This is a genomic window from Alphaproteobacteria bacterium (assembly GCA_016124955.1).
Classification (GTDB): Bacteria; Pseudomonadota; Alphaproteobacteria; order UBA9219; family RFNS01; genus RI-461.
In genome coordinates, this window is the sequence record WGMR01000007.1 from 142,615 (window position 1) to 157,455 (window position 14,841).

Sequence of the window (14,841 nt, forward strand, 5' to 3'; positions counted from 1 at the left end):
GCGCGTTACGTAGCCTCAACACGGTTACGCCCGGCCTGCTTGGCGCGGTACAGCGCCGCATCGGCGCGCGCGAGCAGCGCGTCGATATCGCCGTCCTGCGCTTCAAGCTGCGTCAGGCCGACGCTAATGGTGCATTGAACCGCGATCTTTCCGGCGGGGATTTTGCGGTCCGCTATGGCGGCGCGCAGGCGCCCGGCGGTTTCCGTCGCCGCCTTCATGCCGGTTTCGGGCAGCAGGATCGCGAATTCCTCGCCGCCCAGGCGGCCGATCAGATCGGTCTGGCGCAATTCATCCTGGCACGCCTTTACAACTTGCTGGATCACGATATCGCCCGCGGCATGGCCGTGCGTGTCGTTGATCGCCTTGAAATGATCGATATCGAGCATCAGCAGGGTAAGGTCGCGCGCGAAACGGCGGGCCCGCCGCAATTCCTGTTCGCCCTGATCGAGGAAATGACGGCGGTTGCTGATACCCGTCAGCGCGTCGGTTGTCGCTTGATGGAACAGTTCGGCTTCAAGCTGCTTGCGCTGGGATATATCGTTGAGCGCGACCAGCACCGCGCCTTCGCCGCTGTAATCCGTGAGAATGGCGGCAACCTCGGCCATGAATTCGCGCCCGCCATGGTTCTTCATGCGAATTTCGAGTTCGCGCAATTCCTTGATGGTATCGAGCATGGTGTGGAAATCCGTGGCGTCTTCCGGATCGGCAAAGAAATCGAACAGTTTCATTTTACGCAAAAGCGCGCCGCTGCGCCCCAGCAGCAGGCAGGTCTTGCGGTTGACGAACAATATCTGGCCATCCTTGCGGCGCGTGATCGCAACCGGGTAGGGCAGCACTTCCAGCACCGCGCGCAGGCGCTGTTCGGTCGCCAGCAATTGCTGCTCGGTTTTCATATGGTCGGACACGTCGAACACATTGACCTGCATGGCGGGCGTGCCGTGCCAGTCGATCACGCGGCGGGTGGCGTTGATCCACAGTTCGCGGCCATCTATGGTTTGCGCGCGCTCGCGGTTGATGGGCGGGATGTTCTTGCCGCGCAGCAGCGCGGCATTGCGCTGTTCGACCATCGCCCAGTTTTCGGGCGGCACCAGCGGCCGCAGCAACGGCATCGCCAGAACTTCCCTGGCCGATTTAAAGCCGAACAGACGCGCAAAAGCTTCGTTGGCGTAAACCGCGCGGAAATTCTGATGCACCACCACGCCCTGCACCGCGTTATCGATCAGATCGCGGAAATCGGGCAGCAAATCTTCGGCGCGCCGGCCGCGCCTGCGGCGGCGTTCGGGCGTTTTTTGTGCGGCTTTGCCGCGCGGTTTCTTCGTGCCCTTCGCCGCGGCCTTTTTCATGCCGTTCCCCTGCGTCCGCGCCGCGCGCCCGGGCGCTGTTCTTCGTCGAACAGGGATGCGAGTTGTTCCATCATCACGCCGCCAAGCTGTTCGGCATCGGTCAACGTCACGGCGCGGCGGTAATAGCGGGTCACATCGTGGCCGATGCCGATTGCGAGCAGTTCGATATCCGACATGGTTTCGATCCAGTCGATCACGCTGCGCAGATGCGATTCGAGATAGTGGCTGGGGTTGACCGACAGCGTGGCGTCATCGACCGGCGCGCCATCGGAAATGACCATCATGATGCGGCGCTGTTCGGGCCGCGCCAGCAATCGCGCATGCGCCCACATCAGCGCCTCGCCATCGATATTTTCCTTGAGCAACCCTTCGCGCAGCATCAGGCCGAGATTGCGGCGCGCGTGCCGCCAGGGCTCGTCCGCGGTTTTGTAAACGATGTGGCGCAGATCGTTGAGGCGGCCGGGGTTGGCGGGTTTGCCGTGCTTGACCCACTCGTCGCGCGCGAGGCCGCCCTTCCATGCGCGGGTGGTGAAACCGAGAATTTCGACCTTGACCGAGCAGCGCTCGAGCGTGCGGGCAAGGATATCGGCGCTCATGGCCGCGAGCGTGATCGGCCGTCCGCGCATCGAACCCGAATTATCGAGCAGAAGCGTGACGATGGTATCGCGAAAATCGGCCTGTTTTTCACGCTTGTAGGAAAGCGGATGCGCCGGCGCGGCGACGATGCGCGCCAGCCGCGCGGTATCGAGCAGCCCTTCTTCGAGATCGAATTCCCACGCCCGCGTTTGTTTCGCCAGCAAGCGGCGCTGCAGCCGGTTGGCGAGCCGCGTGATCATGCCCTGATAGCTGCGGACCTGTTGATCGAGCAACCCGCGCAGGCGCCCGAGCTCGTCCGGGTGGCAAAGATCGCCCGCCGAAGCAATCTCGTCGAAACGGTCGGTGAAAACGCGGTATTGCGTGCGCGGGCCGTTCGCCATCGCGCCTTCATTGTGCCAGGGCGGCGCGCCCGCTTCGGGATCCGTAGCGCCGTCCTGCGTTTCATCCTCCTCCTGCTCGTCTGCCATCGCGGATTCGTCGGAAGCCGCCAATATGGCCTCGGCCGGTTCGTTTTCGCTCTTGTCGGCCGCGCCGCTTTCGGCGGAAACGGTTTCGGTTTCCGTTTGCGGCGCTTCGGCCGGCTCGGGCTTGCTGTCTTCGCTTTCCTCGCCCTCCTCCTGCTCGCGCGAAGAAGGAAAATCCATTTGCATCGCGCGCAGAAGCTTGCGGATATTGTCGGCGAACAGTTTTTGATCGTGCATGCTGGCGGGCAGCTGCTGCAATTGCCGGCCGATGCGCTTCGTCAGCCACGGCCGCCACAGATCGAGCGCGGCCTTGCCCGCTTGCGGCGGCGGCGTTTGCAAAAGCGCTTCATATGTCATCATGCGCATGACATCCGGCAGCGGCGCCTGCGCGCGTTCTGTTACCTGGCCAAGGCCCTGCTTGGCGCAGCGGTCTTCGAGCAGCGCGACAAGGTTGGCGGCCACACCGGGCATGGCGGCGGCACCCAGCGCTTCGCAGCGCGCCTGCTCCATCACATCGAAGATCGCGCGCGCCATTTCGCCGCCGCCCGCCTGCGCCGCTGCGCGGGCGTGCAACTTGGGATCGTGGTGGCGGACGCGCAGCGCGGCGGCATCGGACGCGCCGCGCACGTGCGTGCGCTCGCTTTGCGTCAGCGCGATGGACGGCAACGGAACGCGCACGCGCTTGCCGCGCGTGGCCGGCGCTTCGGTGGAAAACACGATATCGAGATCGGGGGCGCGCGAAACGGCACGGATCGTAGCGGCTGTGGCACGCTTGAAGGTTTCAGCGGGCGTGTCGGGGGCGGTCATTGCCGCGCTATTGCACCAGGGAGCGCGCGTCGAGCGTAAGCTCGGCATTCATGCAGCGCTGGTAATATTCGGCCACCACGGCGCGTTCGGCCTCGTCGCATTTGTTGAGGAAGCTGAGGCGGAAGGCGGTTTCGACATCGCCGAATATTTGCGCGTTCTCGGCCCATGTAATGACGGTGCGCGGCGACATCACGGTGGAAAGATCGCCCTGCATGAAGCCCGCGCGCGTCAGATCGGCCAGCGCCACCATGGCGGAAATGGTCTTGCGGCCTTCGGTATCGTCGAAGCCTTTGACCTTCGCGAGCACGATCGCGACTTCTTCATCATGCGGCAGATAATTGAGCGTGGCGACGATGTTCCAGCGGTCCATCTGGCCCTGGTTGATCTGCTGCGTGCCGTGATAAAGACCGGTGGTATCGCCAAGGCCGACCGTATTCGCCGTGGCGAACAGGCGGAAGGCGGGGTGCGGGCGGATCACGCGGTTTTGATCGAGCAAGGTGAGCTTGCCTTCGACTTCCAGCACGCGCTGGATCACGAACATGACGTCAGGGCGGCCGGCATCATATTCATCAAACACCAGCGCGCAGGCGTGTTGCAGCGCCCACGGCAGCATGCCTTCGCGGTATTCGGTGATTTGCTTGCCGTCTTTCAGCACAATGGCGTCCTTGCCGATCAGATCAATGCGGCTGATGTGGCTATCGAGGTTGATGCGGATGCAGGGCCAGTTGAGCCGCGCCGCCACCTGCTCGATATGCGTGGATTTGCCGGTGCCGTGATAGCCTTGCACCAGCACGCGGCGGTTGTGCGCGAAGCCGGCGAGGATGGCGAGTGTGGTATCATGATCGAAGCGGTAGGCGTCATCGATCGCGGGCACATGATCGCCCGCGGCCGAAAAGGCCGGAACCTGCAAATCGCTATCGAGCCCGAAGGTCTGGCGGACCGAAACCTTGATGTCCGGGAGGCCGGTTTCGTCGGCGGTGGCGGCAGGCGCTTGCATGAAAAATCCTTGTGTTGGCGGTATTTTACCAGTGTAACAGCACGCCCGGCCCCGCGCCAGCGGCAGGGAATGATATTAAACAATTGTTATAATGGGAATTTTCGTTGCCGCCGGCTATCCGGGCCGCCTAGTAACCGCGCGGTTCGAACAATTCGTCTTCCGGCAGCGCTTGTCCGGGCGGCAGCGGTATGCACCCGGCATAGCGGCTGTAAAGCGGCATAAAATCGCCCGCCGTCATGGCCGTCAGGTCGGCAAAGCTATGGGCAACGAAATAGATTTTCTGCAAGTGGCCGACATAAAAATCCGTCTGCACCATGCGTTCCGGCGCGAGTCCGACGCGCAAGGGCCGCGGATCGTTGAGGCAATAATCGGTTTCGCCCGGTGAAGACAAAAGCCCGCCGCCAAGGATGCGCAGGCCGCGCGGCGTATCGATCAGGCCGAAATCCACTGTGTACCAGAAAAGCCGCGCCATCATGGCCGCCTCGCCGTCGCTGCGCGCCAGGGCGCCCTGGCGCGCGAAACTTGCAAGAAAATCGCCGTACGGCTTGTGGCACAGCATGGGCACATGGCCGAAGCAATCGTGGAAAATATCGGGCTCCGCCACATAGAAATCCATTTCCTCGGCCGACCGCATGCGGCAGGTGACCGGGAACACCCGGCTCGACAGCATGGCGTTGAAATCGTCGTTCGAGACCAGCCCGGTTACCGGCATCAGCGTCCAGCCCGTGCGCGCTTCAAGCCGTTCGCTGGTGCGGGCGATATCGGGGATGCGTTCGCATGTATCCAGCACATCGAGCCCGGCAAGATGTTCGGGCGTTGCGTGGGTTTCGGCCAGCTTTGCTTGCTGCGCGAACAGCGTGCGCCAGCGGCCCTGTTCGGCTTCGGTATAGCCGGCGTAATCCTGTACCGTCGTGCCGCCGCTGCTGCCGAAGCCGGGATAGGTGTAAATCTGGTTCATGGTTTCTCCGGCCTGTGCGGGCGGCGGGCACTTTATTCGTCCGCGGGTGCGCCATAGGATGTTTTTAGCACGGCAAAGGCCTGGTTGATGACCTTGAATTTCTCTTCCGCCTGCTTGCTGCCGCCATTGGTATCCGGGTGATGTTTTTTCACCAGCACCTTGTATTGCGCCTTGATGGTGTCCAGCGTCACCGGCGCTTTCAATTCAAGCACCGTCAGCGCGGCGGCGATGGTGGCGGGCAGCTCATCGCCCTTGCTGCGCGGTTCGCGCGGGGAAAAGGCGCTTGCAAACGTATCGTCGTCTTCGGCAAAAAATTCGCGCTTCACGTTCGCGCGCAAATTATCCTCGGCCGCGCGCCAGCCCCCGGCGGGACGGGCGCCTGCCGGCGGGGCGGTGCCGCGCTGCCAGCAGGTATCGAAGCGGATATGCTCCTCGATCTCGGTTTCGCTCATGCCCGCGAAATAATCCCAGCTTTCGTTGTATTGCCGGGCGTGGATGAGGCAGAACCAGTAATAATCGTTTAGCTGCGCGCGGCTTTTGGGCGCACGGTAAAGCCCGGCCTCGCTGCAGCCGGGACAATCGCAGGCTTTCAGCTTTACCGGCCGGTCGAGCCCGTAAAGGGCGGCGTCTTTTTCCTTGATGGTGTTGCGCATCCCCATAATATGCTTGGCGAAATTACCGTAAACAAGGCTTTTGGGCACATTTATAGTGTAGGGCAGGCAGGTTAGCGATGGCTGAAGGTACGCGCGCACGATCGATCCGGGAAAAACTGGTTACCGCATTTAAACCATCCCGGCTTGATTTGGTTGACGAATCAGCCCGCCATGCGGGGCATGCGGGCGCGCCTGCGGGCGGGGAAAGCCATTTCAGGCTCACAATCATTGCTCCCGCGTTTGACGGCAAAAGCCGGGTTGAACGTCACCGCATGGTCAATCAGGTTTTGGCCGCAGAGCTGGCGGCGGGGCTGCACGCGCTGACGATCAAGGCACTAGGCGAACAGGATGCCGATTAGCGGTAACGTCCCGGGCCACCAATATACAAGTAATAGGTAATAAAATACCTTGAACCATCAACATAATGGTTTATGCAGACACTTGTATGACATTGATATTAAAAGAAAAATATTTTACCTGCATAAAATGTTATGTTATACTCCTGCGTGTTGCGAGGCATAAAAACAGGCTTCCCCCCGGTTGTCCGGCCTCGTTCTGCTCAACCCGTTGAATAGGAGTATTCCTATGACCGAGAACAACCTAAGCGAACTTCAGGGCCAAGCGACAGGCGCGATTGCCGGCACGATGGCTCCGGCGCCAGCCATGCTCGCAAACGCGCGCGAAGCCATGCTTTCGACCCCGATGCCGCGCAGCCAGGGCCGCTCCAGCCTGGTCAGCCGCAACGTTACGGTCGCGGGGCACCGCACCAGCGTAAGGCTTGAGCCCGATATGTGGGCGGCTCTTAGCGATATCTGCAAGCGCGAGCGCACCACAATCCATGAAGTGTGCACGGCCGTGGCCGAACGCAAGGGCGAGGGGTCTTCGCTGACCGCCGCGATCCGGGTTTTCATTATGGCCTATTTCCGCGCCGCCGCGACCGATCAGGGCCATGTCATCGCCGGGCACGGCGCGGGCATGCCTTTTCGTATCGAAGCCACGATGGCGAACGGCGGGCTAGTGCGTAAATAGACGGGTTAGGACAAAACGCCCGCCCACACGTTGCGTACGGCGGCCGGATCGACATCGCGGGCGACGAAAGCTTCGCCTATTCCGCGTGCGAGCACGAGCGTAAGGCGCCCGCCTTCCGCCTTTTTATCCTGTTCCATCAGTTTCACGAGCTGCGCGGCATCCGCCTGTATTTTCGGCGGGTGGATCGGCAGGCCTTGCGCGGCGAAATGCGCGGCGATGCGCGCCGTGACATCGGATTTGCAATAACCCAGATCGGCCGAAAGCCTGAAGGCCAGCACGCAGCCAAGCGCCACCGCTTCTCCGTGCAGCAAGGTGGCGTCGAAGCCGGTCGCGGCTTCGAGCGCGTGGCCGAAGGTGTGACCGAGATTAAGCAGTGCGCGCTGTCCCGCTTCCTTTTCATCGGCCGCGACCACGGCCGCCTTGGCGGCACAGCTGGCCTTGATGGCATAAACCTGCGCTTCGCTATCGCCCGCCAGCAGCTTGCCGCCGTTCTTTTCGCACCAGCCGAAGAAGGCGGCATCGTTGATCAGCCCGTATTTCACAACCTCGGCGTAGCCTGCGCGCAATTCCCGCGCCGGCAGGGTTTTCAGCGTTTCGGTATCGATCACCACCATTTGCGGCTGGTAGAAGGCGCCGATGAGGTTCTTGCCGATGCGATGATCGACCGCGGTTTTGCCGCCGACCGCGCTATCGACCTGCGCCAGCAGCGTTGTTGGCACCTGCACGAAAGGTATGCCGCGCAACGCCAGCGCGGCGGCCAGCCCGGCGATATCCCCCACAACCCCGCCGCCAAGCGCGAACAGCAGGGTTTTACGGTCGATGCGCCGCGCGAGCAGGGCATCGAGGATCTTTTCGAGCTGGACGAAATTCTTGCTCGCTTCGCCCGGCGGAATGACCACGGGTTCCAGCAGCCGGTGCCCGGCCGCGCGCAGACTCGCTTCCAGCGGCTTCAGATAATACGCGCCGACCGTGCTGTCGGTGACGACGACGCAGCTGCGCGTACCAAGGCGCGCCGCCGCCAGCGCGCCCGCTTGCGCGATCTGGCCGGTGCCGATCGTGATATCGTAAGCGCGGTCGGTGCCTTCGGGCGGCAGGGCGACGCGTATGATTGCGGGTTCGGTCATGAAAGCAGAATACAGGATAAGGCCGGTCTTGTCATAGCGGATCAGCGCGCGGCGGCAATCGCTTGCATGATCTGATCGACGGTTTCATCGATCGGATGGTTGCCGCTCTGGATCGCGATATCGGCTTCGGCATAAATGGGTTCGCGCTTGATCATCAGGGCCGACAAAACCTCGGCCGGGTCGCCGTCCTTCAAAAGCGGCCGGTCGCCGCGACGCCCGGCGCGCTGTACCAGCGTTTCGAGATCGGCCTTAAGCCAGACCGAAAGCCCGCGTTGCTTGATCAGCGCCCGGGTTTCATCATCCATGAACGCGCCCCCGCCCGTCGCCAGCACCTGCGGCGACCCGGCCAGCAGGCGGGCGATCACGCGCCGCTCGCCGTTGCGAAATTCGGCTTCCCCGTAACGTTCGAAAATCTCCGCGACCGAACAACCCGCCGCCGCCTCAACCTCGCTGTCGGAGTCGGTGAAGGGCAGCGCAAGCCGCGCCGCAAGCTTGCGCCCGACGCTGCTTTTTCCCGAACCCATCATGCCCACAAGCACGATCGTGCGGGTAGGGCCGTGCAGGGCATTTTCATTACCGATGGTGGCCATGCCCTGCTGTATAAAGACTGGCGGGCCGGGCCGCAAGGCGGCTGGAACTCGTGCCCGGGATGTGCCATCATGCAGGCCTTATGACACGCATCATCCTCATCATCGCCGCCCTGCTTGTTGTTTGCATCGGCGGCGGCGCCATCTGGCTCAGCTTTGCCGATATCAGCCCGCCGGTGGAAACCGTGCAGGCCGCGCTGCCGCATGACCGCTTGCAAAACTAGGCTCGCCCGCGGCGCCGTCAGCTTTGCGGCCGCGTTTTTGGCCGCCGCTGTTCCCGCCGCCGCGCAGAATCTGCCGCAGGTGGAAACGCCCGTCGTCGCACCCGTTGGGGCGGACGAAGACATAACCCCCGCATCCGAAAAAAACGCATTAACGCCACCCGGCACGCCCGCACAAACCGCGCCGCCGTCCGGCACGCGCTCGGCGCTTGCGCCGCCGCCCGAATTTTTGCCGCCTGCGCCTGCGCAGCCGGTTGTGCCCGAAGCCCCGGCGGCTACGAGCGAAGCGCCGCAACCTGATGCCGCAACGGTGGAGGGCGCAGCCACAGAAAAGCCGGCTTGGCCGCCCGGTTTTGACCCCGGAAAACTTCCTCCGGGCTTTGACCCCAGTAAATTGCCGCCGGATGTGTTGAAACGCATCATGCAAGGCGCCGCGCCGAAGGTCGGGTCCGAGATACAGGACAAGGTTGTTCCTCCGGCAGATGCGCAAACGAATAAGGATGCGGCCATCACGACCATGGCGCTTGAAGCGGCGGACCCCGATTCTGTCGGCGTGCTTTTGCCGCAAAACGGCGGGCTCGGGCTCGATATCTGGCAGGGCACGCCGCGCGCGCTTGTTGAACGGCTCATGCCTTCGCTCGTGCTGCCGCCCGCTTCGCCCGCACTTTTTGACCTTGCGCGCCGCCTGATGCTCAGCCTTAGCCGTGCGCCTTCGGGCCCCGGTTTGCCGCCGCCGGTGCCGGCGGCGGATGATCCGGCGCTACCCGGCGCGGTCGATGTCACGCCGCGCGAAGCTTTGAAGCAAAAATCGCTTACCACGCTGCGGGTCGAGGCGCTGCTGGCGATGGGCGACGGCGCGGGCGCGTTGCAGCTCAGCAACTTCGCGCTAGACCGGAACCTTGCGAATAGCGCGGTGCGGCAGGTGGCGGAAGTTTCGATCCTCGGTGCGGGCGAAAGCGAAACCTGCGCCAAGGTGCCGACCTATATGCAGCAGGAACCCGACGACGATTGGCAACGCTTGCTGATTTTCTGCCAGCTGAAGGAAGAAAAGCTGGAAGAAGTACAGCTTGGCATCGCGACCATGCGTGAACAGGGCGTGAAGGACGATTTGTTTTTCGGCCTTGTCGATCGCGTGAACAACCCGGCCAAGGTTTTGCCGCGCCAATTGACGCCGCTGCGCCCCGTTAACCTCGCGCTCATGCAAATGGGCGGTGTGCCGCTGACGCCGGAACTGTTCGCACGGCAGGATGCGGCGCTGGTCCCCGCGCTGCTTGCGGGCCGTGTGACGGATGCGGAAGCGAAGCTCGGTCTTGCCGAACGCGCGGGGATGCGCGGCCAGATCGATGCGGGCATGCTGCGCAGCGTCTATGAAGCGGTGGCGGTACAGGCGCCGGAAATCGCGCTCGCGCCCGAACTGATCACGCCAAACAGCCGCAGCCGCACGGTGTTGATCCAGGCCGCGCTGGCCGAGCTGAACCCGCAAAAGAAGGCCCAGCTTCTGGCCAAGTTCGTGTTCCTGACCCCGCGGCCGATGTTTACGGGCACGCATGGCACGCTGCTGGCCGATATTATCAAAGATTTACCGCCCCAGCCGGCGGTTGTGGATGATGCGCCATCCATCGCCGGCGCGTTGATGCTGGCCGGGCGCGGCGATCTGGCGGCGGCATGGATTAACGCGGCGCGCAGCGCGGTGGCCGCCAACCCGGCGATGAACAACAAACTGCTTGAGCTTTGGCCGCTGATGGCCGTGAACGGGATGATCGATGATGCGGGTTTCACCGCGCAGCAAGCGGGATGGCTGAAGGTGATGCTGAAGGATACCGATACCGTCGGGCGTGTGCGCACCGGGCGCATCATGGCCTTGCTGGCCGCGCTGGGGCTGCCGGTCAGCGACGAAAGCTGGGCCGTGATTACCGAGCAGGGCGAAAACAAGAAACGCTATACGGTCCCGCCCGCCGTGCTGGATGCGCGTTACAAGTTAAGCGCGCGCGCGCAAAGGCGCGGCGAAACCGCGCTGCTGACGCTTTTGATGGCGGGCGAGGATACGGTTGCCGATTTGCCGCCCGCCCGCGTGGTGGAAATGGCGCGCGCGCTGCACGAAGCCGGCCTTGCGAATGAGGCAAAGGCGATAGCGCGCGAGGCGCTTGCCGCCTGGTAACCGGCGCTGCGGCGGGAACGGTATGAACAAGACATCGCCGGCTGCGCCGGTTGCCAGCTATCTGATCGACCGTTTCATCGACGCGCTTTTGGCGGAGCGCAACGCTTCGCCGCATACCTGCGCCGCCTATCGCCGCGATCTTGAGGGCGCGGCAAAGGCGGTTGCGGCGCGCGGGCGCGATCTTTTGAAAGCGAGCGAGGAGGATTTGCGCGCCTACGCCGCCGCGCTCGGCGTGCAGGCGCGGGCAACGCAGGCACGGCGCATTTCATCGCTGAAGCAGTTTTACCGCTTTCTCTGTTCGGAAGGTTTGCGGCAGGAAGACCCTTCGCGGCTTTTGCGCGCGCCCAAGCTGGGCCGCGCCTTGCCCAAATATTTGAGCGAGGAGGAAGTTGCGCAGCTTTTGCAGGCCGCCGCCGCGCGCGGCGACGCGGACGGGTTACGGCTGATCGCGCTGCTGGAACTTTTGTACGCCACCGGGCTGCGCGTGACCGAGCTGGTTTCTCTGCCTCTCAATGCGCTGGCGCAGAATCGCAAGACGCTGATCGTGCGCGGCAAGGGCGGCAAGGAACGCATGGTGCCGCTGGGCGCCCCGGCGGCCGAGGCTGTGCGCGCATGGCTGGCGGTGCGGCGCAAGGAAGGCGGGAAGGATTCGCCGTTTTTGTTTCCGTCCGCCCGCGCGCGAACGGGCCATCTGACGCGGCAGCGTTTCTTCCAGCTGGTGCGCGAAACCGGGGCGAAAGCGGGGATCGCGCCCGCACGGCTCAGCCCGCACGTTTTGCGCCACGCCTTCGCCACGCATTTGATCGAACATGGCGCCGATTTGCGCAGCGTGCAGCAAATGCTCGGTCACGCCGACATCGCCACCACGCAAATCTATACGCATGTGGCCACGAACCGGTTGCGCGACGCAGTAACAAAGCATCACCCGCTGGCGAAACGGAAGTAGCCGCTACCAGCCGAGAATTTCGTGCTGCAGGTACATGCTGTGCGGCATCAGGAAAATGTGCGCCGCGAGCCACGCCAGCGAACAGATGCGCGCCGGCCATACGAAAAAGGGCCGCAGCAGAGCCGCCCTGAGCCCAAGAACGGTAATAGCCGGGTCGGTTATAAGGCGGTTGCCCCAGAATTCCACCCCCTGGAACCAGTGTGTGATGGCTTCGCTGCCCGAAAAGCCGGCTTCGAAATAAAATTCCACCGGCTCCCACATATAAGCGAGCAAAAGGCCGACAAGGTAAGGCCAGCTTTTTTCAAGCCCGCTTTCTGCCGCGCCCCTGTCGCCGGCGTTACCGAGCGCCCGGCGCGCGTACAGCACGATATGCCCGAGCGCTATGCCGGAGAGAAAATGTTCGAACGACCAGAGATCGAACCAGGCAAGGGTTTTATCGCCGAAGAGCATGGATGTGAGCAGTATCCCTAGTGACGGCAAATACATAAGATGAAAGCGGCATTGGCTGCAAGCCGGTTGCCGCCGCAAACCGTTAAGGGCATATTTGCCCCGTTGGGCGTTTGATGCTAGGTGTTTGCGCCTTAAATTTCGCGGATTTTGCAGGACAGGAATGCAAACGCTGGATTTCGAAAAACCCGTCGCCGAGCTTGAAGCGAAGATCGAGGAGCTGCGGCACCTTTCCGACGGCAGCCAGATGAATATCGCCGAGGAAGTGGCGCGTCTGCAGGAAAAGGTGGACCGGCTTTTGCGCGGTATTTACGGCAAGCTGACCCCGGCGCAGAAGGTGCAGGTCGCGCGTCACCCGGAACGGCCGCATTGCCGCGATTACCTCGCCGCCCTGATCGAGGAATTCACGCCGCTGGCCGGCGACCGGCTGTTCGCGGAAGACCAGGCGATCATCGGCGGGCTCGGGCGTTTTCGCGGCGGCGCTTGCGTCGTGATCGGGCAGGAGCGCGGCCACGATACCGAAAGCCGCATCCGCCACAATTTCGGCATGGCCAAGCCCGAAGGGTATCGCAAGGCGCAGCGGCTTTTACAGCTTGCGGGGCGTTTCAACCTGCCGGTGATTACGTTCATTGACACCGCGGGCGCTTTTCCGGGCGTGGAAGCCGAAGCGCGCGGGCAGGCGGAAGCCATCGCGCGTTCGATCGAAGCGTGTCTGCGCGCGCCGGTGCCGATTGTGGCCTGCGTGATCGGGGAAGGCGGTTCGGGCGGCGCCATCGCCATCGCGACCGGCGACCGCATTTTGATGCTCGAACATTCCATCTACTCCGTGATTTCGCCCGAAGGCTGTGCTTCGATCCTTTGGCGCAGCGCGGCCAACGCGGCGGATGCCGCCGCCGCGCTCAGGCTTACGGCGCAAGACCTGAAGCAGCTCGGTTTGATCGACGATGTGATTGCCGAGCCTGTTGGCGGCGCGCATCGCGGCGCGCGCGCGACCATTACCCGCCTCGGCGATTCCATAGCCGCCGCGCTGGCCGAGCTTGGCGGCAAGGAGCCGCACCAGCTCATGAAGGAGCGTGCGGAAAAATTTATTGCGATGGGAAAAAAGACGCTTAACTAGCGCCCGCCCGCGCCTACCAGCGGCGCAGCAAGACCGGGCCGATCTTGCGGCCGACCCAGCCGGTGATGGCGATTGCCGGCATATAGAACACGGCGATCCAGAGCGGGTAATCGTGCATGCAGCGCATACCGAAGGCGACCGCGCCGATGGTGCCGGCGGCCAGGCCGGTTAGCATGCCCGCGCGCCGCAGATTGGCGGGGGAAAAGAGCCGCACGGCCTGCGTCAAAATAATAAAGGCCGGGATTGCCAGCAGATTGATGTAAAGCAGGCAGAATTTCCCGCGCCCGTCGAAGATAAGCCCGAACCATGTTGAAGAATCCGTCATCGCCATATTCACGCCCGCGCCCGCAAGCAGCAGCGCGAACGGCACCAACAGCAAATACCAGACGACCTTGCCTTCGGGCTGGATCGCGCAATAGAGCATGAGCGTGCAGGCAGCCGCGAGGAACAGGCAGAACACGACCTTGCCGATGGCAGGCGCATCCATCACCGCCGCGCCGATATCGGGCCGCAGGCCTATGGTGACAAGCATGACGACGCAGGTGGCGAGCAGCGCAAGAAAGGCGAGGCCGATGAAGGCCAGCTGGCATTCGCGCCTTGTCATCGGCGTATCGTTGCCGATCGTGAGTTTGATATATTCTTCGTGACGCATGGCGAACCCCGGGGTTTTGCTTCTGCCGCCCGGTTATGGGGTTGCCGAAGCTTGAGCGAACAAACCAGACCGTTTCGTGCCTTGCCGTGGCCATATTCATGGCCTACTTTTTAACGGTTCTATTCTACACCAGAATCGATGCGGACGCCACGAATAACGAGGATGATTTCGCTATGTTAACAACACAGCGCAGCGGGTTGAATAGACGGCGTTTTGTCATGGGGCTGGCGGCTGCGTTAACAATGATTACAACGGCAGCTTGGTTAACAAAGCGGGGATTCGCGATGGGCGACGAACAGAAATTCGAGATTACGAAGACGGACGAGGAATGGCGCGCAATTCTAACGCCCGAACAATATCGTGTGTTGCGCCGCCACGGTACCGAGCCCGCCGGCTGCAGCATGCTCGATAAGGAATATGACGCGGGTACCTATGTGTGCGCCGGGTGCGATCTGCCGCTGTTTTCGTCGGACGCGAAATTCAACAGCCGTACCGGCTGGCCCAGTTTCTTCCAGCCATTGCCCGATGCCGTGGGCACGACGACCGATCATTTGATCGGCGTTCCGCGCACGGAAGTGCATTGCCGCCGTTGCGGCGGGCATCTCGGCCATGTGTTCGATGACGGCCCGCCGCCCACCGGCAAGCGTTATTGCATGAACGGCGCTTCACTGAAGTTTGTGGCCGAAGGCGCAACCGGCGCCGAACCTGTCAGCGGCGCGTGCGAACGCGGTTAGCCGCCCC

The 14,841-nt window shown here is 62.8% G+C and carries 15 protein-coding genes; 6 read left to right on the forward strand and 9 right to left on the reverse strand.

Going from position 1 to position 14,841, the window contains the following annotated elements; genetic code table 11:
- Positions 1–5 precede the first annotated feature (5 nt).
- The 5 genes from GC131_06565 to GC131_06585 form a co-directional block, all read right to left on the reverse strand.
- Positions 6–1,343 (reverse strand): diguanylate cyclase, encoded by a 1,338-nt coding sequence (locus GC131_06565; GenBank protein MBI1273727.1) that lies wholly within the window; start codon positions 1,341–1,343, stop codon positions 6–8.
- A complete protein-coding gene (gene cobT, locus GC131_06570; protein MBI1273728.1) occupies positions 1,340–3,211 on the reverse strand; it encodes a cobaltochelatase subunit CobT in 1,872 nt (623 codons plus the stop codon). The genes GC131_06565 and cobT overlap by 4 nt, the downstream gene beginning before the upstream one ends.
- A 7-nt stretch (positions 3,212–3,218) precedes the next feature.
- Positions 3,219–4,208, reverse strand: coding sequence for a cobaltochelatase subunit CobS (cobS, locus tag GC131_06575; GenBank protein ID MBI1273729.1), 990 nt, complete (start codon positions 4,206–4,208; stop codon positions 3,219–3,221).
- Positions 4,209–4,335: 127 nt separating this feature from the next.
- Positions 4,336–5,166 carry a phenylalanine 4-monooxygenase gene (locus GC131_06580; GenBank protein MBI1273730.1) on the reverse strand — a complete coding sequence of 277 codons (831 nt, stop codon included), beginning with the start codon at positions 5,164–5,166 and terminating at the stop codon, positions 4,336–4,338.
- A 32-nt stretch (positions 5,167–5,198) separates the two neighbouring features.
- Positions 5,199–5,819 (reverse strand): DnaJ domain-containing protein, encoded by a 621-nt coding sequence (locus tag GC131_06585; GenBank protein MBI1273731.1) that lies wholly within the window; start codon positions 5,817–5,819, stop codon positions 5,199–5,201.
- 77 nt (positions 5,820–5,896) lie between these two features.
- Here GC131_06585 and GC131_06590 point away from each other — a divergent pair, with 77 nt between their 5' ends.
- Positions 5,897–6,178: a BolA/IbaG family iron-sulfur metabolism protein gene (locus GC131_06590; protein MBI1273732.1), complete on the forward strand. Its 282-nt coding sequence runs from the start codon at positions 5,897–5,899 to the stop codon at positions 6,176–6,178.
- Between the two features lie 328 nt (positions 6,179–6,506).
- Positions 6,507–6,848, forward strand: coding sequence for a hypothetical protein (locus tag GC131_06595; GenBank protein ID MBI1273733.1), 342 nt, complete (start codon positions 6,507–6,509; stop codon positions 6,846–6,848).
- Between the two features lie 5 nt (positions 6,849–6,853).
- Here the strand turns inward: GC131_06595 and GC131_06600 are convergent, their stop codons facing one another.
- Complete coding sequence (locus tag GC131_06600) at positions 6,854–7,972, reverse strand: 3-dehydroquinate synthase (GenBank protein ID MBI1273734.1); 1,119 nt, start codon at positions 7,970–7,972, stop codon at positions 6,854–6,856.
- A 41-nt stretch (positions 7,973–8,013) separates the two neighbouring features.
- Positions 8,014–8,562 (reverse strand): shikimate kinase, encoded by a 549-nt coding sequence (locus GC131_06605; protein ID MBI1273735.1) that lies wholly within the window; start codon positions 8,560–8,562, stop codon positions 8,014–8,016.
- Positions 8,563–8,763: 201 nt separating this feature from the next.
- On the opposite strand from GC131_06605, the gene GC131_06610 reads away from it, so the two are divergent.
- Together GC131_06610 and GC131_06615 are read left to right on the forward strand one after the other, a co-directional pair.
- Complete coding sequence (locus GC131_06610) at positions 8,764–10,938, forward strand: hypothetical protein (protein MBI1273736.1); 2,175 nt, start codon at positions 8,764–8,766, stop codon at positions 10,936–10,938.
- Positions 10,939–10,960: 22 nt separating this feature from the next.
- The gene (locus tag GC131_06615; GenBank protein ID MBI1273737.1) at positions 10,961–11,884 is read left to right on the forward strand and encodes a tyrosine recombinase; all 924 of its coding nucleotides are present in this window, start codon (positions 10,961–10,963) and stop codon (positions 11,882–11,884) included.
- A gap of 3 nt (positions 11,885–11,887) precedes the next feature.
- On the opposite strand, the gene GC131_06620 is transcribed toward GC131_06615, so the two are convergent.
- On the reverse strand, positions 11,888–12,334 hold the full coding sequence (locus GC131_06620; GenBank protein ID MBI1273738.1) for a hypothetical protein: 447 nt from the start codon (positions 12,332–12,334) through the stop codon (positions 11,888–11,890).
- A 160-nt stretch (positions 12,335–12,494) separates the two neighbouring features.
- Between GC131_06620 and GC131_06625 the strand changes: the two genes are divergently transcribed.
- A complete protein-coding gene (locus GC131_06625) occupies positions 12,495–13,448 on the forward strand; it encodes an acetyl-CoA carboxylase carboxyltransferase subunit alpha (GenBank protein ID MBI1273739.1) in 954 nt (317 codons plus the stop codon).
- 13 nt (positions 13,449–13,461) lie between these two features.
- Here the strand turns inward: GC131_06625 and GC131_06630 are convergent, their stop codons facing one another.
- Positions 13,462–14,100: a DUF1109 family protein gene (locus tag GC131_06630; GenBank protein ID MBI1273740.1), complete on the reverse strand. Its 639-nt coding sequence runs from the start codon at positions 14,098–14,100 to the stop codon at positions 13,462–13,464.
- A gap of 218 nt (positions 14,101–14,318) precedes the next feature.
- Between GC131_06630 and msrB the strand changes: the two genes are divergently transcribed.
- Positions 14,319–14,834 (forward strand): peptide-methionine (R)-S-oxide reductase MsrB, encoded by a 516-nt coding sequence (gene msrB, locus GC131_06635; GenBank protein ID MBI1273741.1) that lies wholly within the window; start codon positions 14,319–14,321, stop codon positions 14,832–14,834.
- Positions 14,835–14,841: the final 7 nt, after the last annotated feature.